The organism is Pantoea sp. PGP6 (assembly GCF_053474785.1).
The window spans coordinates 627,635-653,005 of the sequence record NZ_JBQBMA010000001.1; the positions used below are offsets into that span (position 1 = coordinate 627,635).

Annotated in this window: 19 protein-coding genes and 1 tRNA gene; 11 read left to right on the plus strand and 9 right to left on the minus strand. The window is 54.2% G+C overall.

Annotated features, from left to right (window positions below; all coding sequences use genetic code 11):
- Positions 1 to 130 precede the first annotated feature (130 nt).
- A complete protein-coding gene (locus ACLIBF_RS03080) occupies positions 131 to 1,819 on the plus strand; it encodes a chloride channel protein (protein ID WP_279810040.1) in 1,689 nt (562 codons plus the stop codon).
- On the opposite strand, the gene ACLIBF_RS03085 is transcribed toward ACLIBF_RS03080, so the two are convergent.
- On the minus strand, positions 1,816 to 2,319 hold the full coding sequence (locus ACLIBF_RS03085; protein ID WP_046289263.1) for a M48 metallopeptidase family protein: 504 nt from the start codon (positions 2,317 to 2,319) through the stop codon (positions 1,816 to 1,818). The genes ACLIBF_RS03080 and ACLIBF_RS03085 overlap by 4 nt on opposite strands.
- An 82-nt stretch (positions 2,320 to 2,401) precedes the next feature.
- On the opposite strand from ACLIBF_RS03085, the gene rlmG reads away from it, so the two are divergent.
- Entirely contained in the window at positions 2,402 to 3,520 is a 1,119-nt protein-coding gene (rlmG, locus tag ACLIBF_RS03090; protein ID WP_069729058.1) for a 23S rRNA (guanine(1835)-N(2))-methyltransferase RlmG, read from the plus strand.
- Here rlmG and ACLIBF_RS03095 read toward each other — a convergent pair whose 3' ends face one another.
- Positions 3,521 to 5,542 (minus strand): NADPH-dependent 2,4-dienoyl-CoA reductase, encoded by a 2,022-nt coding sequence (locus ACLIBF_RS03095; RefSeq protein ID WP_279810041.1) that lies wholly within the window; start codon positions 5,540 to 5,542, stop codon positions 3,521 to 3,523. It abuts the gene before it with no gap.
- A 150-nt stretch (positions 5,543 to 5,692) separates the two neighbouring features.
- A complete protein-coding gene (locus ACLIBF_RS03100) occupies positions 5,693 to 6,400 on the minus strand; it encodes a polyphenol oxidase family protein (RefSeq protein WP_279810042.1) in 708 nt (235 codons plus the stop codon).
- Positions 6,401 to 6,508: 108 nt separating this feature from the next.
- Between ACLIBF_RS03100 and ACLIBF_RS03105 the strand changes: the two genes are divergently transcribed.
- From ACLIBF_RS03105 to ACLIBF_RS03120, 4 genes are all read left to right on the plus strand, one after another.
- On the plus strand, positions 6,509 to 7,318 hold the full coding sequence (locus tag ACLIBF_RS03105) for a 5'-nucleotidase, lipoprotein e(P4) family (RefSeq protein ID WP_031376577.1): 810 nt from the start codon (positions 6,509 to 6,511) through the stop codon (positions 7,316 to 7,318).
- Between the two features lie 581 nt (positions 7,319 to 7,899).
- Positions 7,900 to 8,535 carry a carbonic anhydrase gene (locus tag ACLIBF_RS03110; protein ID WP_159222764.1) on the plus strand — a complete coding sequence of 212 codons (636 nt, stop codon included), beginning with the start codon at positions 7,900 to 7,902 and terminating at the stop codon, positions 8,533 to 8,535.
- Positions 8,532 to 10,007 carry a SulP family inorganic anion transporter gene (locus tag ACLIBF_RS03115; protein ID WP_089561928.1) on the plus strand — a complete coding sequence of 492 codons (1,476 nt, stop codon included), beginning with the start codon at positions 8,532 to 8,534 and terminating at the stop codon, positions 10,005 to 10,007. The genes ACLIBF_RS03110 and ACLIBF_RS03115 overlap by 4 nt, the downstream gene beginning before the upstream one ends.
- Before the next feature lie 277 nt (positions 10,008 to 10,284).
- A complete protein-coding gene (locus ACLIBF_RS03120; protein ID WP_069729063.1) occupies positions 10,285 to 11,706 on the plus strand; it encodes a GGDEF domain-containing protein in 1,422 nt (473 codons plus the stop codon).
- Positions 11,707 to 11,726: 20 nt separating this feature from the next.
- On the opposite strand, the gene ddlA is transcribed toward ACLIBF_RS03120, so the two are convergent.
- Positions 11,727 to 12,824 carry a D-alanine--D-alanine ligase gene (gene ddlA / locus ACLIBF_RS03125; RefSeq protein WP_279810043.1) on the minus strand — a complete coding sequence of 366 codons (1,098 nt, stop codon included), beginning with the start codon at positions 12,822 to 12,824 and terminating at the stop codon, positions 11,727 to 11,729.
- Between the two features lie 753 nt (positions 12,825 to 13,577).
- Here ddlA and ACLIBF_RS03130 point away from each other — a divergent pair.
- The 3 genes from ACLIBF_RS03130 to fliB all read left to right on the plus strand — a co-directional run bounded on the left by ACLIBF_RS03130 (position 13,578) and on the right by fliB (position 17,826).
- On the plus strand, positions 13,578 to 14,501 hold the full coding sequence (locus ACLIBF_RS03130; protein WP_001118645.1) for an IS5 family transposase: 924 nt from the start codon (positions 13,578 to 13,580) through the stop codon (positions 14,499 to 14,501).
- 285 nt (positions 14,502 to 14,786) lie between these two features.
- Positions 14,787 to 16,118: a gluconate:H+ symporter gene (locus ACLIBF_RS03135; RefSeq protein WP_448309329.1), complete on the plus strand. Its 1,332-nt coding sequence runs from the start codon at positions 14,787 to 14,789 to the stop codon at positions 16,116 to 16,118.
- 490 nt (positions 16,119 to 16,608) lie between these two features.
- Positions 16,609 to 17,826, plus strand: coding sequence for a flagellin lysine-N-methylase (gene fliB, locus ACLIBF_RS03140; RefSeq protein WP_448309330.1), 1,218 nt, complete (start codon positions 16,609 to 16,611; stop codon positions 17,824 to 17,826).
- 625 nt (positions 17,827 to 18,451) lie between these two features.
- On the opposite strand, the gene ACLIBF_RS03145 is transcribed toward fliB, so the two are convergent.
- Together ACLIBF_RS03145 and ACLIBF_RS03150 are read right to left on the minus strand one after the other, a co-directional pair.
- Positions 18,452 to 18,527: transfer RNA gene (locus ACLIBF_RS03145), tRNA-Ile, on the minus strand.
- A gap of 190 nt (positions 18,528 to 18,717) precedes the next feature.
- Positions 18,718 to 19,509: an SDR family NAD(P)-dependent oxidoreductase gene (locus ACLIBF_RS03150; protein WP_089561962.1), complete on the minus strand. Its 792-nt coding sequence runs from the start codon at positions 19,507 to 19,509 to the stop codon at positions 18,718 to 18,720.
- A 138-nt stretch (positions 19,510 to 19,647) separates the two neighbouring features.
- On the opposite strand from ACLIBF_RS03150, the gene ACLIBF_RS03155 reads away from it, so the two are divergent.
- Positions 19,648 to 20,232: a TetR/AcrR family transcriptional regulator gene (locus tag ACLIBF_RS03155; protein ID WP_279810202.1), complete on the plus strand. Its 585-nt coding sequence runs from the start codon at positions 19,648 to 19,650 to the stop codon at positions 20,230 to 20,232.
- On the plus strand, positions 20,229 to 20,741 hold the full coding sequence (gene mug / locus ACLIBF_RS03160) for a G/U mismatch-specific DNA glycosylase (protein WP_031376491.1): 513 nt from the start codon (positions 20,229 to 20,231) through the stop codon (positions 20,739 to 20,741). Before ACLIBF_RS03155 ends, mug begins: the two co-directional genes overlap by 4 nt.
- A gap of 83 nt (positions 20,742 to 20,824) precedes the next feature.
- Here mug and rpoD read toward each other — a convergent pair whose 3' ends face one another.
- From rpoD to rpsU, 3 genes are all read right to left on the minus strand, one after another.
- The gene (gene rpoD, locus ACLIBF_RS03165) at positions 20,825 to 22,669 is read right to left on the minus strand and encodes an RNA polymerase sigma factor RpoD (protein ID WP_031376492.1); all 1,845 of its coding nucleotides are present in this window, start codon (positions 22,667 to 22,669) and stop codon (positions 20,825 to 20,827) included.
- A 508-nt stretch (positions 22,670 to 23,177) separates the two neighbouring features.
- The gene (dnaG, locus tag ACLIBF_RS03170; protein ID WP_279810203.1) at positions 23,178 to 24,923 is read right to left on the minus strand and encodes a DNA primase; all 1,746 of its coding nucleotides are present in this window, start codon (positions 24,921 to 24,923) and stop codon (positions 23,178 to 23,180) included.
- A 118-nt stretch (positions 24,924 to 25,041) separates the two neighbouring features.
- On the minus strand, positions 25,042 to 25,257 hold the full coding sequence (gene rpsU / locus ACLIBF_RS03175) for a 30S ribosomal protein S21 (protein WP_001144069.1): 216 nt from the start codon (positions 25,255 to 25,257) through the stop codon (positions 25,042 to 25,044).
- Positions 25,258 to 25,371 lie beyond the last annotated feature (114 nt).

Consider the following 25,371-nt stretch of genomic DNA (forward strand, 5'->3'; position numbering starts at 1 on the left):
AAGTAAAGCGGCAGAGTAACATCTCTCCGGCCGGGTGCAATGGGGCCAGCCGGGCAGGCATTGATCCTGCGATCCGCATTCCAATAATATGATGACGCGATGATTTTCAGGGATAAACCAGGGAGCGCAGGTGAAAGCAAGTAAGCACGCATTAAACTGGACCACTTTACTGATTGCCATTCCGGTCGGATGCGCGGCCTCGCTGGTGACGCTGGCGTTTCGTGGCGTTATCGAGCTTATTAACCATCTGCTGTTCGCCAGCGGCGGCGAAATTACCGAATCGGTACACCTCTGGCCGTGGATTTTCTGGCCGCTGCTGGTGGGCGGCGGTGGGGTGCTGGCGGGTTATTTTCTGCGCTACGCTGTCGCAATCGAGCAGCAACAGACGGTTAAAACCGACTACCTTGAGGTGATAAATGCCCGTCTCGATGCCGTTCCGACCAAAACCTCGCTTTTTCGCGCTTTATCTTCCATTGCCAGTATCGGCAGCGGCGCGTCGATAGGGAAAGAAGGGCCGATGGTGCAGCTATCGGCACTGTGCGGCAGCGCGATTGGCCGGCTGTTACCGGCGTCGCTTAACCTGAAAAACAGTGACGTGGTGGCTATGGCAGCGGCGGCAGGTCTGTCGTCGGTCTATCACGCGCCGCTGGCGTCAGCGATTTTTGTGGCGGAGATTGCCTTTGGTATTTCAGCGCTGCAGCGGCTGATACCGCTGATTATCGCCTCGGCCGTGGCGGTGATGACCATGTGGTCGCTGGGTTTTCGCAATGCGCTTTATCCGCTGGCAGAAGCCAGTTTCCAGATGGATCTCAGCAGCCTGTTGATGACGGTGGTGATCGGTCTGGTTGCCGGTCTGGCCGGCTGGCTGCTGATTAAGCTGATTGCCCGCAGCAAGCTGCTGTTCAGCCGGGTGGCGTCGCTGCCGCTGCGGCTCGGCGCGGGCGGCGTCGCGGTCGGTTTACTGGCGCTGATTTCTACCGACATTCTCGGTAACGGCTACGAGGTGATCGTTAAGGTGATGGCGGGCCACTATCTGCTGCCAGGCCTGCTGCTGTTGCTGGTGCTGAAGACGCTCGCCACCAGCCTGTCGGTCGGATCGAATGCAGTCGGCGGTCTGTTTACCCCGTCGTTGCTGATTGGCGCGCTGCTGGGGGTGATTATCGCTAGCGTCGGGGCGGCGCTGCATTTGCCGCTCGGCAATGCGCTGCTTTATGCCGCGATTGGCATGGCGGCGGTGCTGGCTGCCGTCAGTCAGGCACCGTTAATGGCGATGCTGATGGTGCTGGAGATGACGCTCAACAGCAGCCTGCTGTTCCCGCTGATGATCGCCTCGGTGCTGTCGTCGATGGTGGTCTACCGGCTGCAATCGACCAGCACCTACCCGGTAGTGAGTCATCACTTCAACCGGTCCGAAGCCAAATACGACTTCGATAATATGCGCATCGCTGAGCTGATCATTGCCGGTGCGGCGTTGCAGCCCCACGAGTCGGTCGGCCAGGCGCTGGCGGTCAGTTCGCTGAAGCGGGAACGCTACGTCTATGTGATCAATGACGTCGGGGCGTTTCTGGGCGTGGTATCGATCCATGAGATTTCACGGCGGGTACTGGCGCAGGAGATCACGCTCGACTCACCGGTGCAGTGCGTGATGGATGACGAGTTTCCGGTGGTTTATCAGAACCAGAGTATGCGTGAGGGCTGGGAAGCGTTTGCGGCGGTGACGCTGGAGCGGTTGCCGGTGCTGAACAATCCGCAGGAACGGCGCTTTCTCGGGGCGCTGACCAAAACCAGCCTGATCCAGAAAGCGCAGGAGTTTCTTTAAGCCGCGTTGCCGCGCATCGCCTGATCGGTCATCCACAGGCGGGCATCAAACTCAAGCTGGTGGTAATCCGGCTCCATATGGCAGCAGAGCTGGTAGAACGCTTTGTCGTGATCCTTCTCTTTCAGGTGCGCCAGCTCATGCACCACGATCATCCGCAGAAAGGGTTCCGGCGCGAGGCGGAAAAAGGTCGAAATACGGATTTCGGCCTTGGCCTTCAGGTTGCCGCCCTGCACCCGCGAAATGGCGGTATGCAAACCCAGCGCGTGCTTCATTACCTTAATCTTGTTATCCCAGATCACTTTACTGATCGGCGGCGCGTTGCGCATGTAGCGGTTTTTTAGCGCCAGCGTGTAGTCGTACAGCGCTTTATCGCTCATCACGTCGTGCGTGTCGGGATAACGTTGCTGCAGAAACGCGCCTAAACGCTGATGGGTGATCAACGTCTGAACCTGCTCAAGAATGGGGGCAGGATAACCCTGCAGGTAGATCAGTGAGGACATTAGGGATTCCCGGCGAAAGACAGTATACTGCGCCCCCTTTTTGGGGCGAAAATCAATCAAAGTGTACCACGCCGGAGAATTCATGAGCCAACTTGAACTGAACGATCGCACACTGATCCTGCATCGTTTCCCGCAGATGCGTGACGAAAGTCCATTACAAGCCTGGGATGCGGCTGATGAATATCTGTTGCAGCAGACGCTGCCCGATGGCCCGGTGCTGGTGGTTAACGACAGCTTTGGTGCGTTAACCTGCGCGCTCAATCCGCGTACCGTCTGGCACGTCAGCGACTCCTGGCTGAGCCAGCAGGCGACACGTCAGAACCTGGCGTTAAACGCGCTGGATGACGGCGAAGTCCATTTCCTCGATAGCCTGGCTGCGCTGCCAGCCGCTCCGGCCGCGGTGCTGATCAAGGTGCCGAAAACGCTGGCGCTGCTGGAACATCAGCTGCGCGCGATCCGTCAGGTGGCGACGCCAGAGACGGTAATCTTGGCCGCGGCGCGTGCCAAAGAGATCCATAATTCGACGCTGCAGCTGTTTGAACAGATTATCGGTGAAACCCGCACTTCGCTGGCGTGGAAAAAAGCGCGGCTGATTTACAGCCAGTTCACCCAGCCCGCGCTGCGTGACGCTGAGCCAACGCTGGTCTGGCCGCTGGATGGCACGCCTTATCAGATTCACAACTACGCCAATGTGTTCTCACGTGCGTCGCTGGATATCGGTGCGCGACTGTTTGTGCAGCATCTGCCGGAAAATATTGAGGGCGAGATTGTCGATCTCGGCTGTGGCAACGGCGTGGTAGGGCTGGTGGCGCTGGAGCAGAACCCGCTGGCCGAGGTGCATTTCCTTGATGAGTCCTACATGGCGGTCGCCTCCAGCCAGCGTAACGTTGAAGTTAACCGGCCTGAGGATGTGAGCCGCTGCCAGTTTCGCGTCAATAACGTGCTGAGTGGTTATCCTTCCGATCGTCTGCACGCGGTGCTGTGCAACCCGCCATTCCATCAGCAGCATGCGGTTACCGATCACCTGGCGTGGCAGATGTTCCGTGATGCAAAACGCTGCCTGCAATATGGCGGCGAGTTGCGCATTGTCGGCAACCGCCATCTCGATTATCACCACAAACTGAAAAAGCTGTTTGGCAACTGCACGCTGGTCGCCTCGAACCAGAAGTTCGTGGTGCTGCGTGCGGTGAAGATGCGCTAATCAGATGCTGAGCGCCAGCTGCGTCGCCTGCGCGATAGCGCGGCGCGCATCCAGTTCCTGCGCCACATCCGCACCGCCAATCAGCGTGACCGTTTGACCTCTTTCCCGCAGCGCAGCTTCCAGTTCGCGCTGCGGTTCCTGCCCGGCGCAGATAATCACGTTATCGACCGCTAGCAACAGCGTTTCGCCGTCGCGTCTCAGATGCAGCCCGGCATCATCAATCGCCAGATACTCTACGCCGCCCCACATCTGCACGCCGCGCGCCTGCAGGCTGGTGCGATGGATCCAGCCGGTGGTTTTAGCCAGCGACGCGCCCGGTTTACCGGCCCGGCGCTGCAACAGCCAGATCTGTCGGGCAGCGGCAGGCGGCTGCGGCGTTATCAGGCCGCCACGCTGGCTCAGGCTGCGATCGATGCCCCATTCGCGATAGAACGCGGCCAGCTCATCCTGATGCGGCGGCTGTGACAGATATTCCGCGGTGTCAAAACCAATTCCACCCGCGCCAATAATGGCGACGCGCGCGCCAACCGGGCGCTTATCGCGTAATACCTCGAGGTAGCTCAGCACGCAGGGATGGTCGATGCCGGGGATCGCCGGGGTGCGCGGCTGAATGCCGGTCGCCAGGATCACTTCATCGGCCGCGCTGAGCTGGTCAGCCCCGACCTGACAGCCGGTGATCACCTTTACGCCTGCCGCCGCCAGCTGATGGCGGAAATAGCGCAGCGTTTCGCTGAACTCCGCTTTACCGGGGATCTGCCGGGCAATATTAAACTGGCCGCCAATGTCGGGCGCGGCATCGTAAAGCGTCACCTGATGGCCGCGCTGCGCCGCCTGCAGTGCAAACGCCATTCCGGCGGGACCGGCTCCGACCACCGCCAGACGGCGTGGCGCGGTGGTGGCGACCACCGGCATCAGTGACTCATGGCAGGCGCGAGGATTGACCAGGCATGAGGTGATCTTGCCGGCAAAAACCTGGTCGAGGCAGGCCTGATTACAGGCAATACAGGTATTGATGCTGTTATCGTCGCCGCGCTGCGCTTTACTGACAAAGGCGGCATCGGCCAGAAAAGGGCGCGCCATCGACACCATATCGGCGCAGCCTGACTGCAACAGCTGCTCGGCAACGGCGGGGTGATTAATACGGTTGGTGGCGATCACCGGCACCTTCACCTGCTCACGCAGGCGCTGCGTCACCCAGGCAAACGCCGCACGCGGCACGCAGGTGGCGATGGTCGGAATACGCGCCTCATGCCAGCCAATGCCGGTGTTGAACAGCGTCACGCCACACTGCTCCAGCTCGGCCGCCAGCTGCAACGTCTCTTCCAGCGTGCTGCCGTCTTTGATCAGATCCAGCATCGACAGGCGGAAAATAATGATAAAGGCCTCGCCCGTGGCGGCACGGACCGCGCGGGTGATCGCCAGGGCGAACTGCATACGCTGGCGGAAGTCACCGCCCCAGCGATCGGTGCGCTGATTGGTATGCTTAACCAGAAACTGGTTAATCAGATAGCCTTCCGAACCCATGATCTCCACGCCATCGTATCCTGCCTGCTGCGCCAGTCGGGCGCAGCGGGCAAAATCCGCAATGGTCTGTTCGATATCGGCATCGCTCATCGCCTGAGGCGTAAACGGATTAATCGGGGCCTGGCGAGCCGAGGGCGCGACCAGATCCGGTTGATAGCTGTAACGACCAGTATGCAGGATCTGCAACGCGATTTTCCCCTGATGCTGGTGCACGGCGGCGGTAATAGGCCGGTGCCAGTCACACTGTGACGCGTCGGTGAGCATTGCGCCGTGTGCGGTTGTCACGCCTTGTGGATTCGGAGCGATGCCGCCGGTGACGATCAGCGCCACTCCCTCACGCGCCCGTTCGCCATAGAACGCGGCCAGCCGCGCAGCACCCTGCGGATGTTCCTCCAGTCCGGTGTGCATCGACCCCATCAGAAAACGGTTTTTAAGTTGGGTAAAGCCAAGGTCCAGCGGCGTAAACAGCGCGGGATAGTGTGGATTGAGCTGGGTCATAATCACTCACTGCGAAGTGGTCGGATGAGTCAACTCTAGCGGCTTCCGGGTTAAAAAAAAGTGAAACAGTGTCAGGGTGTGAGTGAAATCAAAAACATCTGACCCGGCGACGGGCCGGGCCGGGCAACTTCGCCCGTGCCAGCCGTGCGATTAACGACACCGGATCCACGAGTAGCGGGAATGATAGCCGTTGCCGAAGTGGGTATTGTGGCGATAGCTCGAGCCGCTCTCCGCCATGCAGTAGGTACAGACGTTGACGTTTTCGATCTGCTGCGGCGGCACGCCGCTCTGGATCAGCATCTGCGTCGCCAGCGCCGGCAGATCAAACCAGACGCCCTGCTGCCGGGCGTTCGCCTGCGGACGCTGTGCCAGTGGGTTGATCGGCTGGTTGTGCTGCCAGCGAAGCCAGCCAGCAAGGGACGGGCGCTGCTGCATCTCAGCCAGCTGCGGTTCGGCCAGTTCGTAACAGCAGGGACCCATTGCCGGACCGATGGCCACCGTCAGGTTTCGTGGATCGCTACCCTGTTGCTGTAGCTTTTCTACCGCACGGGTCAGGACGCCCGCCAGCGTGCCCTTCAGCCCGGCATGCACCGCCGCCACGGTTTTACACTGCGAATCGGCGAACAGCACCGGTAAGCAATCAGCGGTGTAGACCGCAACCGGGCGGCTGCCGGTGCTGATGATGCCATCTGACTCGCAGCTTTTTGGCGGCGTATTTTCAATATCGGTCACCACGGTGGCGCTATGACGCTGATGGCCATAAGCTGCATCGGCAGGCGGGGGATCGCCAGCCGCCTGAAAGGCGTAATCCAGCCAGTCGAGCGAGTCGAGCAAGGTTGAGCGCGGGGTCACGGCCATAAGAATCTCCTGTCATAACGGCGTGCGTTGAGCTCCCCACAGCTTACGTTAACTGCTACATTTTTGAAGCTTTCCCACCCCGACCTTTCTCACCTTAAGGATGACATGATGAAAACCTCAGCAAAACTCGCCGCGTCCGGACTGGTTGCGCTGCTGTTAACCGGCTGCGCAACGTCGTCGCACCCGACGGCACAACAGCAGCTCGGCCAGCAATCGGTGCTGGCGGTGAACTGGTTCCAGCAGTCAGGCGAATATCAGGCCCTGACCTGGCAAGCCTTTAACAGCGCGCGCCTCGCGTTTGACCAGGCACCGTCACTGACCGGCAAACCTAAAGCGGTGATTGTCGATCTGGATGAAACCATGCTGGATAACAGCGCATACAGCGCCTGGCAGGCGAAGAACGGCCAGCCGTTCAGCAGTAAAAGCTGGTCGGCCTGGACTCAGGCGCGGCAGGCCAAAGCGGTGCCGGGCGCGCTGGAGTTTGCGCGTTATGTCACTCAGCACGGTGGCACGCTGTTCTATGTGTCGAATCGCGATCAGCAGGACTACGCCGCAACGGTTGCCAATATGCAGCAGCTGGGCTTTCCCAACGTCAGCGACAAAACGGTCCGCCTGAACACCGACAGCTCGAACAAACAGGCGCGTTTCGATGCCATCAAAAATGAAGGCTACAACGTGGTGCTGTACGTCGGCGATAACCTTAACGACTTTGGCGGTGCGACCTGGCATCAGGGCAATCAGCAGCGTCGTGATTTTGTGAACCTGAACCATCAGCAGTTCGGCACGCAGTTTATCGTGCTGCCTAATCCTCTGTATGGCGACTGGGAGAGCGGAATGGCGGAAAATTACAATAAACTGACGCCGGAACAGCAACTGTCGGTGCGGGAATCACGGCTGCAAAGCTGGAACGGTAAATAATTCGTCAAGAAAAAGAGCCTGACCTGTTCAGGCTCTGTTAACAAACGGTCCTGATTTACTTTCATGTGTCACTATTTTGCTGCAAATTAAATAAATCATCTCTTGCTCCATTCTTATATTAAACCCGGCACGTTTCACTGCCTGTCAGGCTTAAAGGCGGTGAATTATGCTAATGGTTAATTTTCATAATTAAGAGTATTCCTGGTAAATAGCCAGCCGTCTGGTATGGCAGTATTTACCCCCGCTAAAAGTAATTGTATTTATTTGTCATGGGTAACTTTAGTTATTTAACGTTTTAATTTTAGTTAATTGATTTTAAGAGATTAAATATCTTAATCGCTATTTTATTCAGTCCCGTCGCGCTTAATTAAATTTACTGGTCATTGACCGTAACTGACATATTGTTGACAAAAAGTCACGCCTGATGGCACGCCAGAATATGGGTCGTGCATTAGTAATGATTAGCGTCTATAACCTTTTTCTGTGACTGGCTTCTTATTTCACTGACGGCTCGCGCTTTATTTGTGAGTCGATACACTTCGTGGTTGGCCGGGATGCGACCTCCCGGTAGTAGAGAGAAGATGATTGTGACGACACTTAAACCCTTATTAGCGAAAAATCGCAGTTGGGCATTACAGCGCCGCCAGCGTAACCCGAATTATTTTGAAAAATTCCTGCATCAACAAAAGCCTCACTCATTATGGATTGGCTGCTCGGACAGTCGCGTACCGGCAGAGGTGTTAACCGGCTCCCATCCTGGCGAACTTTTTGTGCATCGCAATATCGCCAATATGGTGGTTGAGGATGACGACAATTTGCTCAGCGTATTGCAATACGCGCTCTTCTTTCTCGGTGTGAAAAGGATTGTATTAAGCGGCCACTATGGCTGCGGTGGCGTAGAGGCCGCGCTGAATCTGCCCGGCAGCGTGCTGGAACATCAGGACTCGGCGCTGGCGCGCCGTATCAGCACACTGCGGCAGGCGATTGTGGCTGGCCTGGCGGAAACTCCCGCAGCCGAAGAGAGCCAGAGCGATCTGCTTGACCGCCTGGTTGAGGCCAACGTGAAGGCACAATTCGCCCGACTGGTGAAAACCGAACCGGTCCGGCAAATCTGGCAATCGGGCCAGCCACTGGAGGTGTTTGGTTGTGTTTATGACCTGCGCACCGGCCATCTCAAAGAGTTGATTCAGCAATCTGCAGAGGAACCTTCACCATGAATCTCGATACCCTACGCCGTGATATCCCAGCGGGTCTGGTGGTTTTCCTGGTCGCTTTGCCGCTCTGTCTTGGCATTGCGCAAGCCAGCGGATTACCGCCGTTTGCCGGCCTGCTGACCGGGGTGATTGGCGGTCTGGTCGTCACCTCCCTGAGTCCGTCACGGTTTGCCGTCAGCGGCCCGGCGGCCGGTCTGGTCACAATTGTGGTGGCCTCGATGGCCTCGCTCGGCAGCTTTTCCGCCTTTCTCACCGCGCTGATTATCGCCGGTGCCTTGCAATGCCTGTTTGGCCTGATGCGCGCCGGGCGGTTTATCTCGCTGGTGCCGGGTAGCGTGATTAAAGGCATGCTGGCAGCGATTGGCCTGTTACTGATCATGCAGCAGATTCCGGTCGCGCTGGGCGCGGCAGGCGATGCCGAACTGATTTCGCTGGTCACAGGCGAGATGACTTTCTCGCTGCCGGCGATGCTGGTGGCGGGCATCGGATTGGCTATCCTGTGTTTGTGGACCACCGCGCCGGTGAAACGCATCAAGGCGCTGGCGTGGATCCCGGGGCCGCTGATTGCCGTGCTGATTGGCTGTCTGGCGACGGTAGTGGGCGGGCGCCTCTATCCTGAGATGGCGGGTGGGCTGGCGCGCATCTCACTGCCGGCGTTTGACAGCGTCTCTGCGCTGGTGGCGGAACTGGAGACGCCAGACTGGATGGCGTGGCAAAACCCGCAGGTATGGGTGGTGGCGCTGACCTTAGCGCTGGTGGCCAGCCTGGAGACCTTGCTGAGTCAGGAAGCGCTGAAAAAGCTTCGTCCACAGACGCCGGCACCTTCGCCAAATAGAGAGATGTTTGCCCAGGGGATCGGTAACCTGGCCGCCGGCTTTCTGGGCGCAATGCCGATTACCGCGGTGATCGTCCGTAGTTCAGTGAACGTCAGCGCGGGCGCACAAACCAAACTGTCGATTTTCATTCACGGCGTACTGCTGCTGATTTGCGGGATGTGGTTTAGCGAGATGCTGAACGCCATTCCACTGGCCAGCCTGGCGGCAGTGCTGCTCTATACCGGCTACAAGCTGGCAACGCCGCGTCTGTTTGTGGAACAGTTCCGCATGGGCGCTCAGCAGTACGTGCCGTTCCTCGCCACCATCGTGGGTATTATTACCCTGGGAATGCTGGTCGGTATTGGTATCGGTATCGCCACGCAGATCCTCTATAGCATCTACAAAAGTCATCGCAACGCGCTGCAGCTCACCCGTTACGACGACCACTACGTGCTGCGCTTTCAGCAGAACCTGACCTTTATGCATAACCCGAAGCTGCAGGGGCTGCTGGATGAGATCCCCGAGAACAGCGTGGTGATCGTTGATAACGACAACGCCGAATATATCGATCCGGATGTCAAAGCGGTGCTGAAGGATTTTGGCGATAATGCAGATAAACGCGGAATTCGCCTCAGTCAGTGGCCGGTTGCGGTAAAATAGCCTTAAGCGCAACGGTTAACACGTCAGAGCAGCAAAAATCGGATATCTCGGATATCCGGTTTTTTTATTTACGGGGCATAATTGGCCCCATTCCCGCTGCCGCCTGACGTGTTTCACCTGTAAGGGGGCAATTTGCCCGCTGATTTCAAAGTTAGCCCATGAATAGTGGTTTTATCGCAGGATGACTTTGGTGGCGCCCAGGATTAAATCATTCTGACGCCACGCCCATTTCAGGTTGGCGTGGACAGCCCGTCTCTCTGCGACAAGGTCCGGATGTATGCACGTTAAGCTGTTTGAAGAACACAATGTTAAAAAAAATGCACTCTCGCTGTTTTTGATTACCTTGCTGTTCTGCTTTATCGGTGGGCATCTGCGCATTCCACAGGAGCTGTCGCTGTTCTGGCCGGTCAATGCGATCGTTGCCGGAGTGATTGTCCGCAACCCTTTCCTGCATCAGGCTCGCTATTATTTCACCTGCTTTAGCGCAATGGTGTTTAACGATGCGGTTTTTTCCGGCTGGACGCTGGCAGCCTTTACTCTCAACGTTGCCAACCTGCTGTTTATTCTGGTCGCCGTATCGTTGCTGGTGAAGCATCTCCAGCATGACTCCGGCAGCGAACGCATCACCAGCGTGTTACGCATTTTCCCGGCCTGCCTGCTGGCGGCGCTGGTCTGTGCGGCCTGGGGGGCACTGGCGCAGCAGGCCAATTTTGATGCGGCGCTGGCGACCGCCTGGGGCGACTGGTTCAGTGAACAGTTCTCAACCGGGCTGATGCTGTTGCCGTTCTTACTGACGCGCGACTGGCGAACCCTGTCGCCACGTCAGCTGTTGCAGGTCCGTAAGCTTTCACCGGTGATCGCGGTGGTCTTTTCGCTGGTGGTCGGTGCGATGATGGGCGGCGCGGGCAGCCTGACGTTCCCGGTACCGGCGCTGGTCTGGTGCGCTATCGTATTGCCGATGACCCTCACCAGCCTGGTGATTTTACTGACCGGCATCACCGAGATCATTCTGGTTTCTCACGGCGTGATGAACATTCAGGGCAATGATAATCTGCTGCCGATCAGCCATCTGACCTCGGCGCGGCTGGGCGTAGCGACAATTGCCATCAGCCCGCTGATTGTGGCCGCGAGCATGGATGCGATCCGTCAGCTCAATCAGCGACTCGCGCTGCGGGCCAATTACGATTTCCTGACCCAGCTGCTATCGCGATCCGGTCTGTATGAGAGTCTTCGAACCGAACCGTTCAGCCCGTCGCGTAAAGCCGGTGTGATCCTGCTGGATGTCGACTATTTCAAAACCATTAATGACAATTTTGGTCATGATGCTGGCGACAGCGTACTGGAAGAGATCGCCCGCCGTATGCAGCGGGTGGTGGGCAAAAAAGGGCGTATCTGCCGGTTTGGCGGGGAAGAGTTTGTGGTGGTGCTGTTTGATCAGGATCCGGAAGCGCTCTATTTTCTCGCCGAGTCGATTCGTCAGACAATCGCGAAAGAGAAATTCTGGCTGCAGGGCAGTACGGTCACGGTGACGGTCAGTTCAGGGCTGGCTCATGGCAGCGCTGGCGATGCGAGTGACTGGCCACGGATGATTAACCGGTTGATTTCGGCAGCCGATAAAAACCTCTATCTGTCGAAACGCAATGGCCGTAATCAGACCTCGCCGGTTAATCATCGCGCCATTACCAGCGACGTGGCCTGAAACCACGTCGCTGAGAGCGATTAGCTGACGCTGCTTTTCAGGCTGCTGGCTTGCTGGTGACGTTCCATTGCCAGCTCGATCAGGCGGGTAATCAGATCCTGATAGCTGAGTCCGGCTGCCTGCCACAGTTTGGGATACATGCTGATATTGGTGAAGCCGGGCAGGGTATTGACTTCGTTGACGATAATCTCGCCTTCATCGGTCAGGAACACATCGACCCGTGCCATACCGAAACACTCCAGCGCACTAAACGCCCTGATGGCAACCTCACGAATCGCCTCGCTGACCGCCGCAGGAATCGCCGCTGGTACCACCGTCTGCGCGCCAGTTTCAGAGATGTATTTGGTGTCATAAGAGTAGAACGCATCATGCACCACGATCTCGCCGCAGGGGCTGGCCTGCGGGGCATCATTTCCCAGCACGGCACACTCGATCTCGCGACCTTTTATCCCGGTTTCAATCAGCACTTTACGGTCAAAGGTAAAGGCCAGTTCCAGCGCCGCCTCAAAGGCGTCCGCACTGTCGACTTTGCTGACGCCAACCGAGGAGCCCTGATTGGCAGGTTTGATAAACAGCGGCAGGCCAAGGCGGGCGATCACCGCGTCGGCATCCAGTGTGGCGCGCTGAGACTGGGTGACGCTCAGCCACGGGGCGACTTTCAGGCCGGCATCGCGTAACAGGCGCTTGGTAAAGTCTTTATCCATGCTGACCGCAGAGCCCAGCACGTCAGAACCGACAAACGGCAGCGAGGCCATGCGCAGTAAACCCTGCAGAGAACCATCCTCGCCCAGCGTGCCGTGTACAATCGGGAAAATCACATCGATCTGCGACAGCGGATGCGCATCGCGACGGGTAATCAGCGGTTGCTGCTGGTTGCCGGGCACCAGCGCGACATCTTCAGCCGCGCGATTCAGGGCAATCAGAGCCGGATTTTCAGCATGCAGTAAGAAGTCCGAAGCATCATTAAGACGCCAGTGCCCCTGCTTATCGATACCCAGCAACACTACCTCAAACCTGGTTTTGTCGATCGCATCGAGAATATTTTTGGCCGACTGCAACGACACTTCATGCTCAGCCGATTTGCCGCCAAACACGATCCCTACCCGCAACTTTGTCATCAATTTCTGCCTGCTGAAAAATCAAAACCACAAGATAGCACGCAGTTCTCCGATGAAAACAGGGCAGCGCGGCAGAATGTTGGCTGGGAAGGGGCAGGAACAAAAAATAACAGGATGGATGGCGGACTAGCCAACCCGAAGAGGCGCTAAGGCGGGAATTTATGCGGCGCTGCTGCTTAAGACAGTGAAACCTCAGGCTGCTGAAGCCTGTCCGGCGTCAGACACAGAATGGGCGGTTTTCCGGCATGTCGGGTTTTATCTTAGTGGCGGAAACGGACTGACTGCCGATCCCAGCGATCGCCGTTGGTAAGAAATGCCTCATCATCCGCTTGAGATAAGGGGTTACCGTAACACTCTGCCTGGCCGCAAGATCTCACTGCTGACCATCAGGTAGGAAGAAGCTAACGTCTTATGAATTTTTCACTCTGATGGCCTGACTGTCATATTTTAACGGTGGTTGAGAAGCCATCTGATATAGCCAATCGGCCAGACGACAACATCATTAAATAACCCCAGCGGTAGAGCGATGTTGCAATTTTCAACCGTGTGAGCACCGTCAAATTCATATCATAAAAATTTAAATATACTAGAATGGTAGTGCGGTTTTTTGTGAACAGAAACCACCACCTTGCGAAAATACATCCCGGGCTTAGATAACCACTTTTACCTTGTCCGCGGCTTTGTTGAATAAATCGAACTTTTGCTGAGTTGAAGGATCAGATCACGCATCCTCCCGACAACACAGACCATTCCGTGGCAAAGCAAAAGTTCAGAATCACCAACTGGTCCACCTACAACAAAGCTCTCATCAACCGTGGCTCCCTCACTTTCTGGCTGGATGATGAGGCGATTCAGGCCTGGTATGAGTCGGCAACGCCTTCATCACGAGGAAGGCCCCAGCGCTATTCTGATCTCGCCATCACCACCGTTCTGGTGATTAAACGCGTATTCCGGCTGACCCTGCGGGCTGCGCAGGGTTTTATTGATTCCATTTTTGCCCTGATGAACGTTCCGTTGCGCTGCCCGGATTACACCAGTGTCAGTAAGCGGGCAAAGTCGGTTAATGTCAGTTTCAAAACGTCCACCCGGGGTGAAATCGCACACCTGGTGATTGATTCCACCGGGCTGAAGGTCTTTGGTGAAGGCGAATGGAAAGTCAGAAAGCACGGCAAAGAGCGCCGTCGTATCTGGCGAAAGTTGCATCTTGCTGTTGACAGCAACACACATGAAGTTGTCTGTGCAGACCTGTCGCTGAATAACGTCACGGACTCAGAAGCCTTCCCGGGCCTTATCCGGCAGACTCACAGAAAAATCAGGGCAGCCGCGGCAGACGGGGCTTACGATACCCGGCTCTGTCACGATGAACTGCGCCGCAAAAAAATCAGCGCGCTTATTCCTCCCCGAAAAGGAGCAGGTTACTGGCCCGGTGAGTACGCAGACCGCAACCGTGCCGTTGCTAATCAGCGGCTGAGCGGAAGCAATGCACGGTGGAAATGGACAACGGAATATAACCGTCGCTCGATAGCGGAAACGGCAATGTACAGAATGAAGCAGTTGTTGGGAGATTCACTGACGCTGCGTGACTACGATGGTCAGGTAGCGGAAGCTATGGCCATGGTGCGTGCGTTGAACAGGATGACAAAGGCTGGGATGCCAGAAAGCGTGCGTATTGCCTGAAAATCCAGCCAGCTACAGGGTCGTTCGCAAGAAATCTTATTTATTCAACAAAGCCCTTGTCCGCTTTACGCGATTGATGATGAGGAACAGTCACTATTCATAATTCAGACCTTAATTTCATTGGGTTATTGTTTGTGATGGTGATGATTACAGTGAGCGAGTAATTAAACGGACGGATAGAGGTTATCGCAAAGGTAATAGATAAATGAAGTAATTTTCAGCGATGTTCTGTTCAAAATTTCAGTTTAAAAATATTCTCATCCTGTCACTATCTTGAGGCTCTATATGCTACCTTTTTTATCACTTTTTTGGGTGCTGGCAGGAATTGTTATCCTGGTTGTGCTTAACCTGAAATATAAAGTCCATAATATATTTTCTTTACTGATTGCCGGAATATTTGTCGCCATTATGGTCGGCATTCCGTTAGAAAAAGTGGTTACGGTTATTCAGCAGGGGATTGGTAGCATTATGGGCCACCTCGCGCTGATTATTATATTCGGCGCGATCATTGGAAAATTCATGACGGAATCAGGGGCCAGCCAGCAAATTGCCGATACCGTTATACGCCATTGTGGCACCCGCTATCTCTCCATCGGCCTGATGTTTATAGGAGTGATATTCGGCATCGCAATGTTTTATGAAGTCGCATTCCTGATTGCCATGCCATTAGTGATGAACATCGCGGTAAAAGCCAACATTCCTTACATGAAACTGGTGATCCCGACGGTAGTGGGGGCCACGATGGGACACAGCCTGTTCCCCCCTCAGCCTGGCCCGATTGCCTTAATCAGTGCGTTCAATGCCGATATCGTCCAGGTTTATCTTTATGGCGTAGCGGTAATTTTGCCCGCCTTATACTGTGCCGGTATTTTATTACCGAAGTTTCTGCCAGGGATAAATCGCATCCCGCTAAACTCAGTTATTAAGCCGATTGAGGAAATCGATTCGCAGCAGCTTCCCTCGTTTAAAATCAGTATCCTGATCCCGTTGATTCCGGCCATCCTGATGATTCTGGCTTCGGTGGTCAGGCCGCTGGCGGGTGAAGCGTCGATCCTCACCCAGGTGTGCAAATTACTTGGCAGCGCAGAAATCAGCATGCTACTGGCGACTTTTACCGCGATTTGGTTTCTCGGTGTTAAACGCGGCATGACGGCAGATGGCATTACGCAGCATGTCTCAAAGTCGATTTCTCAGATTGCCAATGTGCTTTTTGTCATCAGCGCCGGCGGCATTCTGAAGCAGGTGATTATCGATTCTGATGTTGGCGACAGCATTGTTCAGCTGATGAGCCACGTTCCGTTCTCGCCCTTTATTATCGCCTGGTTAATCACTGCCGTTATCCGCATTCTTACCGGGCAAGGCGCAGTTGCCGCAATCACCTCCGCCGGCATTGTCGCGCCGATGATTGGCGCCTTCGATCTCAATCCCGCCTTAATGGTGCTTGCTGTCGCCTGTGGCAGTAACACAATTACCTTGATGTATGACGGCGGCTTTTTGCTGTTTAAAGAGACGTTTGGCATCTCTATGAAGGACACCTTTAAAACCTGGGGATTACTGGAGTTGATTAACTCGGTAGTCGGGCTGGGGATGGTGATGCTGATTAGTCAGTTTATCTGATGCTGGGTTGCAAATCCCAGCCGGATTGTTGTGAGTTAATATTCACTTCCCGGCCAGCAGGTGACTTCTCAACCAGCCGGCCGGGAAAGGTGTCGGCGGCCGCTGTGACGCCTGTTATGCATGACCAGAACAGTACGGAAAAGTCATCACATTGTGCATTTTGAACGCCGACACGAAAAACTTATCTGGAAATAATTTGCTGGAAGCACCCGGTTTAAACAGGCTGGGAGACCTTTTCTGGCGGCATAATATAAAAGACCTTTTTGCCTAACTTTTTGAAATGTCGGGTAATCTATGCTGACTTTTAACCTTCACTGAAGATAGATTGTTGCGTTCTATACAATTCTGTTGGCCGATATTAAACGGTTCGCATGAGATTTCATTATGCTTTTTATTCTGATAATTGTGAAATGTAATGTGAGGTTATGTCGCTTTAGGAAATCACCGATGTCATGATATTTTCTATTTTTTATATAATGACAAATTCGCTATGCAACTTCATAAAATCATCATACCCGCTTTCTTCAACAGGTTTCAGTGTGTAGGGCCAGAGTGCTTAATATTGTGCTGTAGGGGTTGGGCCGTAATTATTGATGAAAAAACGCATCAAAAATATATCTCATCTTCACATTCCAAAATTTCAAAGATAGCGAAGGAAAACCTTATTCTCAGGAATAAAGGGGAGAATGATTACTCAATTATTAAGATGAATGAAAAGGGGGAGTGTCCGTTCCTTAATGAAAATAAGCTGTGTATGGTACACCAGGATCTAGGCGAGAGTGCGCTATCGTATACCTGCAGTTCTTACCCACGGCTTAGAAAATGTTTTTATGAACAGACTCGCCATATTATGTCGCTCTCATGCCCGGAAGTCGTTCGGCTTGTACTTTTTGATCCGGATGCGATGGTGGTACAGCAGGAGGAAAGACAACTGACAGAGTATGAAACTCACCTTGTTGAACAATGCCCATCGGTCACGCAGGCCGAAAAGGTGGTCCATCTTTTTGCCTGGAATTTAATAAAGGCGCCTGCTGTTAAAATTGAAGAGAATTTAATGGCGCTGACACAATTTATTTTATATCTGCAAAGTATCAACTTCGATTTGCAGAATCATTTAACCGATGTTGAAAACGTCTATGAAGCATTGCTGGCAGAGTTACAAGGCGGTATATCTTTGCTGGGACCAGGCAATCTGACCCGTGCAAACGCAATACGGTATCTGGCGCTATCCGCAATGGGCAAGTTCTTCGCTAAAAAAACTGTACGAGACAGGTTCATTATTAATGAACATCAAGCCGTTATGGAATATTTGGGATACGCAAACCAAAATGATCCCAGTATACTTGATGCCAAATGCGAAAAAATCAACCAGCAGTGGCAAATGTTATGCAGGGAATCATGTCTGTCAGAGCCCTATGTATTACAAAACTACCTGCTGTATAAACTTTATAGCACTTATTTTCCCGCTAACAGTATGGCGACCATCATGCATCAGTTGTATCGCATTGTTCTGGATTTTTTCTATATGAAAACCGTACTTAGCGTAAAATCGATGCAGGAAGATATCGACCAGAAGGCCGTGATGAAAACCCTCGCGAGCCTTTCAGCTTATACGATGCACGATGAAAACATTAATGATCGCATGGACACTGCGATTGATATAATTAACAGCGATGACAAATTCTCTTGTCTGCTACTGATTGGATAAACCCGTCTGCAGAGAGTCAGTCATCGTTCGTTATTGCTGGCAGAGCATGTTTCAGGGGTGAGTTTCCGTCAGCAAGCCTTTTCCCTGCGGTCATTGCCCCGCCTGAAACAGTCAATGTCATTGACTGTATTGACGCCGGCAGACGGTTGAAATCAACACACTCAAGCTGGTTCATTTGATATTGCCAGATCTAATTTGAGGTGTGCAACTGAAAGGCCAGTGATTCGGTTTCTGGAGCAGAAAGCCTGCTCCTTGAGGCTGAAGCCGGGATTACGATCAGGCGTAATCCGACACGCGCAACCGGCTAAAGCTGGCGCCTGAAAAAACACAATTTAAGCGTCTGAAGGTTCACCATAAAGTTTGCTAGCAATCCTGAAGACATTAACTTCACCCGGTATTGCAATCTCTCCTGGTAGAGTTCTTACTGAGCGTCTTATTTCAGCAGCAAAATAAATAGCTGGGTGACATTCAGGATTTATTTTGCGAACCCAAATCCGACCTCAGACTGGCGCTTTGCTTGATACCAGCTTAAACAGCGCCGCCACTTTATCGCCACATCCACAGTCAGAAAGCAAAAAAGCCACCTCAAAGGTGGCTCTAATACGCTGATTTAACAACTAAAATTTGGTGGCCCCTGCTGGGTTTGAACCAGCGACCAAGCGATTATGAGTCGCCTGCTCTAACCACTGAGCTAAGGGGCCAGCGGAGCGGGGATTATAAAGTATCTCTTCTGAGCGATCCAGCACTCAGCCACCGGTTGCTGAAATAAGCAGCAAGCTTTTAATTGCTGATTTCTATAACAAATATCCTGATAAACCGTAACAGGGTCTCAAACTGGTACGGCAGGATGCCGCCGTACCCTCATCAAAAACGCCCTGACGGGTAGCGGAATCAGCTCTGGTGGTAGCGCGTAGCGGATTTATTACGCGACAGGTGAGGCACCATAGTGCCGCGTGCGCGATCGTAATCCTGCCACATCTGCAGATCTTCCAGCGGTGGAATCGTTACCGCTTCCTTGTTGTCGAGGCCCGCCAGCGCCGCATCGACCATTTCATCGACTTCCATCAGCATTTCGGCAGGGATGGTGTTGATCGGCTGGCCGGCACGGTCAAAAATCTCGGTACGGGTTGCGCCAGGCAGCACTGCCTGCACCTGCACACCGCTGTCAGCAAGCTCACGCTGCATCGCACGCGTTAGCGTCAGTACGTAAGATTTAGTGGCATTGTAGGCACCGTTGAACATCTCATGCACCAATGCCAGCACTGAGGCAATATTAATAATGATGCCGTTGCCACGCGCTTTGAAGACCCGGGCAGCGGCCTGCGCCAGCCGGGTGGGCGTCACGATATTTAACGTCAGCATGGTATTGATGCGGTTGATGTCCGCCTCAAGGAACTCTCCCTCCACGCTCATACCCGCGTTGTTCAGCAGCAGTGTAATGCTGGCATTAGTGACCAGTTCAGACTCTACCCGCTGCACATCCTGTTCACTGGTTAAATCAGCAGCCAACACCTTAACCTGAATAGCGTGCTGCTCACTCAGTAACGCCGCCAGCTGGTTCAGACGCGATTCGTCGCGTGCCACCAGAATCAGATCGTAACCGCGTGCAGCCAGTCGTTTTGCATAAGTTGCGCCGATGCCGCTGGACGCACCGGTTATTAACGCCGTACCTGATGTTGACATAATTTACTCCTCGTATGATGGTCGTCATAATTCACACTAATATGACGACCATCATATGCGCCGTCAAGCTGGAATATGATGAGCGTAATAATTACTATAATAGCCAGAAGCAACGCATCTGAAACCGCAGGAGAGGATATGGAGAAGCAGACCAGCAAAGCGCATACGCGGCAGCGTATCCTGAGTGAGGCTGCGCGAGTTATGCGTGAGACCGGCACCGAGGGCATTGGTGTGGCGGCTCTGATGAGGCGGGTTGGCCTGACGCACGGCGGCTTTTATGCGCATTTTGCCTCACGCGAGGAACTGGTGCAGGAGGTGCTTAAGCATATGTTTGCCGAGGCGGGCAGTTTTGCGCCAGCGGATCAGGTGACCCAGCCAGGCCAACGGTTAGCCGGATTTATTGATACCTACCTTTCCGAGGCGCATCGCAATACCCCAGCGGAAGGATGCCCAATCGCTGCGCTGGTGAGCGAAGTCGCGCATCTGCCTGAACAGACCCGCTCTATTTTTACGCAGGGTATCGATGCGCTGCATGACGGCCTGGCGCAGATACTGCGCGAGCTGGATCGTGAAGATGCGGATGCGCTGGCATCCAGTATGCAGGCCGAGATGGTCGGGGCGCTGGCGCTGGCGCGTGCCTGTCCGGACGCGAAGCATGCCGGCCAGCTGTTACAGCGCAGCCGTGACGCCCTGAAGCAGCGCGCCGGACTGGTGGCAGCATGATTGAGCACAGTATCCGCGACATCATCAGCGCCAATCTGAATGTCCTGTTCTGTGGCATTAATCCGGGTCAGTCAACTGCACATCAGGGCTATCACTTTGCCCATCCCGGCAATCGCTTCTGGAAAGTGATCCATCTGGCCGGTTTTACTCAACAGCTGCTTAAACCGGAAGAGGAGCAGCGGTTAACCGAGACGGGATGTGGCATCACCATGCTGGTTGAGCGTCCAACCGTGCAGGCGAATGAGTTAGCACCGGATGAATTACGCGATGGCGGCAAGCGCCTGATTGAAAAGGTGCTGCATTACCAGCCCGCGGCCCTGGCGATTCTGGGTAAAGATGCCTTCCGGCGCGCCTTTCAGCAGAGCAAAGTCGAATGGGGTAAACAGCCGATAGCGATCGGTAAAACGGCGGTGTGGGTACTGCCGAATCCCAGTGGACTGAATCGCGCTTCACTGGATGAGATGGTTGAAGCCTATCGACAGCTCCATAACGCATTGCAGGCGGGTTAAAACCGACGGTAACAGCAGGGCAGGGCGGTTATTGCTAAACGACAGGCATAAAAAACCCCGGCGTGCCGGGGTTTTTGTCTGACTTAATCGTCGAGGAAGCTGCGCAGCACTTCCGAACGGCTCGGATGGCGCAGTTTACGCAGTGCTTTGGCTTCAATCTGACGAATACGCTCACGCGTCACGTCGAACTGTTTGCCCACTTCTTCCAGCGTATGGTCAGTGTTCATGTCGATGCCGAAACGCATGCGCAGCACTTTCGCTTCACGTGCGGTCAGGCCAGCCAGCACGTCGTGGGTCGCAGAACGCAGACTTTCTGAGGTAGCAGAGTCCAGCGGCAGTTCCAGCGTGGTGTCTTCGATAAAATCGCCCAGATGCGAATCTTCATCATCACCAATCGGCGTCTCCATTGAGATCGGCTCTTTAGCGATTTTCAGCACTTTGCGAATCTTATCTTCTGGCATCAGCATACGCTCAGCCAGTTCTTCCGGCGTCGGTTCACGGCCCATTTCCTGCAGCATCTGGCGCGAAATACGGTTGAGCTTGTTGATGGTCTCAATCATATGCACCGGAATACGGATGGTACGTGCCTGGTCAGCGATAGAGCGGGTGATTGCCTGACGGATCCACCAGGTCGCATAGGTCGAGAATTTGTAACCACGGCGATATTCAAACTTATCAACCGCTTTCATCAGGCCGATATTACCTTCCTGAATCAGGTCGAGGAACTGCAGACCACGGTTGGTATATTTCTTCGCAATCGAAATAACCAGACGCAGGTTTGCTTCCACCATCTCTTTCTTCGCGCGACGCGCTTTCGCTTCACCGATCGACATGCGACGGTTGATATCTTTTACCTGCTCAATGGTCAGGCCGGTCTCTTCTTCGATCTGCGCCAGTTTCTGCAGGGAACGCATAACGTCATCCTGCACTTCCAGCAGCTTTTCAGACCACGGCTTGTTCATCGCCAGCGCCGCTTTGAACCAGCTTTCGTTGGTTTCGTTGCCGGTGAACAGGGTGATGAAGTTTTTCTTCGGCATTTTGCACAGTTCGATACACAGCTTCATGATCAAACGTTCCTGAGTACGGACACGTTCCATCATTTCGCGCATGTTGTTCACCAGGTAATCGAACTGCTTCGGTACCAGGCGGAACTGTTTGAAGACGTCAGAGAGGTTCTGGATTTCGGCAACGGCATCAGCGTGGCTGCGGCCTTTGCTCTTAATCACATTGCGGGTGGTTTCATACTGCTTACGCAGGTCAGAAAACTTCTCGCGCGCCAGTTCCGGGTCGATAGAGTTATCGTCGTCGGAGCTGTCATCGTCGCTCTCTTCATCTTCTTCTTCATCGTCAACACGATCGGCTTCAGAAAGCTCAGAGCCCACGTGCGTTGCCGTAGGGGCCAGATCTTCTTCCGCGTTAGGATCGACGAAACCGGTGATCAGATCGGACAGGCGTGATTCGCCTGCTTCAACTTTGTCGTACTGATCCAGCAGGTAAGTAATCGCCTCAGGGTATTCAGCAACGGAACATTGAACCTGATTGATACCGTCTTCAATACGCTTCGCGATGTCGATTTCGCCTTCGCGCGTCAGCAGTTCGACGGTACCCATTTCACGCATATACATGCGGACCGGGTCGGTAGTACGCCCAATTTCAGATTCAACGCTGGATAACACCTGAGCTGCAGCTTCCGCGGCATCTTCGTCAGTATCGGAGCTGTTTTCGTTCAGCATCAGATCGTCGGCATCCGGGGCTTCTTCAACCACCTGAATACCCATGTCGTTAATCATCTGGATGATGTCTTCGATCTGATCTGAGTCGACGATATCTTCCGGCAGATGGTCATTGACCTCAGCATAGGTCAGATAGCCTTGCTCCTTACCACGGGTGACAAGAAGCTTAAGCTGTGACTGCGGGTTTTGCTCCATAAGACGGTATCCACACTTCTGTTAATTAGATTGGTGTCGGTCGGCAGCGAGCCAACAATAGCAGTGAAGGCGTTTAGTTCTTGCCGCTGCCCTCGTCGCGGCGTGGGCTTTGCCCATCAGTATTCGGCACTTAAGCCGCTTGTATAAACTCGGTGCTAATGGCCTGGCTTACTCGCCATTCTGGTCCCCGGCAGTGCTCGCCTTCCTCACGTACTTCAGTACGCTGCGGAGGCTGTGCGCTGGCGATAACCAGACTGGCGTCGATGCCGACGGCCTTTAAAATTTGTGCTGCTGGCCTGGCTTACTCGCCATTCTGGTCCCCGGCAGTGCTCGCCTTCCTCACGTACTTCAGTACGCTGCGGAGGCTGTGCGCTGGCGATAACCAGACTGGCGCCGATGCCGACGGCCTTTAAAATTTGTGCTGCTGGCCTGGCTTACTCGCCATTCCGGCCATAAAACGCTTAATCTGTCCTTTCATACATCAGAACGGACAAATCATTAAAAAAGGTTATTTTCTGGCAAAAGCCTGGCTCAGTGTCCAGAGCTCGCGGCGCTCATCGGCGCTCAATCCCTGGGTGCGCTCGCGCGCAATCAAAAACTCCAGGCGCTCTTCAAGAGCAGAATCGTAGATGCTGGCCAGCGAGTCCTGAAACACCGCTTCGGCTTCCTCATCTACTATCATGTGGTTCCAGATCGCCAGAGTTTCAAGCGTCTGACTAAAATTTGTCCCGCGATATAACTCTAGTAGCTGTCCGGTGGTCAATCCAGGATTCTCATTACAACGGCCCACTAATTCGATAAATAGCGGTAATCCCGGCATTTTTGACTCAGACAACCCATCAAGCGACGGCACCAGGGTGGCCAGCTGCGGGTTCTGAATCAGCAGCGCGACCAGCACCCGCATGGTGGTTCGCTTAAGCGGTGGTGCAATTGGCGCCGTTCCGCTTGCGGCCAGCTTCGGCATCAGCTTTTCAAGCTGATTGTCATCCAGGATACCCAGCTTATTGCCCAGCTCCTGACGCATATAAATACGCAGGGTTTCGCCAGGAATCTGCGAAATCAACGGCAAAGCCAGCGTACTCAGGCGGGCTTTACCGTCGCGTGAACTCAGATCAACCTGCGGCAGCAAACTGTCGAATAAAAACGAAGAGAGCGGCATTGCCTGCTCCATCCTCGCTTCGAAAGCCGCTTTGCCCTCTTTGCGCACCAGCGTATCCGGGTCTTCGCCATCCGGTAAAAACATAAAGCGTAGCTGACGACCATCATTCATGTAAGGTAATGCGGTCTCAAGCGCACGCCAGGCGGCTTCACGGCCAGCGCGATCGCCGTCGTAACAGCAAATCACGTTGTCGGTACTGCGAAACAGTAGCTGAATATGCTCAGCCGTGGTTGAGGTGCCCAGCGAGGCGACGGCGTAATCAATGCCGTACTGCGCCAGTGCCACCACATCCATGTATCCCTCGACCACCAGTAAACGGGCGGGTTCCGGATGATTTTTTAGTGCTTCATACAGGCCGTAAAGCTGACGACCTTTATGAAAAATAGGTGTTTCCGGCGAGTTCAGATACTTAGGCGTATCGTTGCCTAATACCCGTCCGCCAAAACCAATGACGCGGCCACGCTTATCGCGAATCGGAAACATGACGCGGTCGCGAAACCGGTCATAGGTGCGACCCTTATCATTGCTGACCAGCATGCCAGCTTCCATCAACGACTCACGGTCTTCCGACTGCTTACCAAACCGTTTGAGAACGTTATCCCAGCCGGCAGGCGCGTAACCAATGGCGAAATGATTGATGATATCGGCGCTCAGACCACGACGATCAAGATAGTCGCGTGCTGGCTGCGCACTGGATTGCTGCAGGCCCTGCTGATAAAAACCGTTCAGGTTCTCCATCAGCTGATACAGGCTCTGGCGCTGATGGCGTTCCATCTGGCTGGGCCCGCTGCCTGCTTCATAAGGCACGTCTAAACCGTGGGAAGTGGCAAGCTCTTCGATACTTTCAACAAACTCGAGACGATCGTAGTTCATTAAAAAGTCGATAGCGTTGCCGTGTGCGCCACAGCCGAAACAGTGATAGAACTGTTTTTCGCCGTTTACGGTGAAAGAGGGCGTTTTTTCATTATGGAAAGGACAGCACGCGTGGAAATTCTTACCCTGCTTTTTCAGCTTAACGCGGGCATCGATCAGATCCACGATATCCGTGCGGGCAAGTAAATCATTAATAAATACGCGTGGAATTCGTCCAGCCATACGCCCCAGATTTTCAGCTCATAAACGGCAACAAGCCGCGCTTCCTTTCGGAAAGCACGGCCTTTTACTTGACTCTGTCTGCGTTTAACACGCGGTGGAGGCGGACCTCCAGAAGAAATTAGTACAGACGAGTGCGGCGTGCGTTTTCGCGAGCCAGTTTCTTGGCGTGACGCTTAACTGCAGACGCTTTAGCGCGCTTACGTTCGGTAGTAGGTTTTTCATAGAACTCACGACGACGAACTTCAGCCAGAACGCCTGCTTTTTCGCAGGAACGCTTGAAGCGACGCAATGCTACGTCAAATGGCTCGTTTTCACGTACTTTAATTACCGGCATGTAACTCTCACCTCGATAAAATTCGGTTTTTGCTGCTGACTGCGGCGCCAGCACATTTCAAAATGGTGCAGCATTTTACTCCAACTCGCGTTGGTTTGTAAAGCACCATGGATA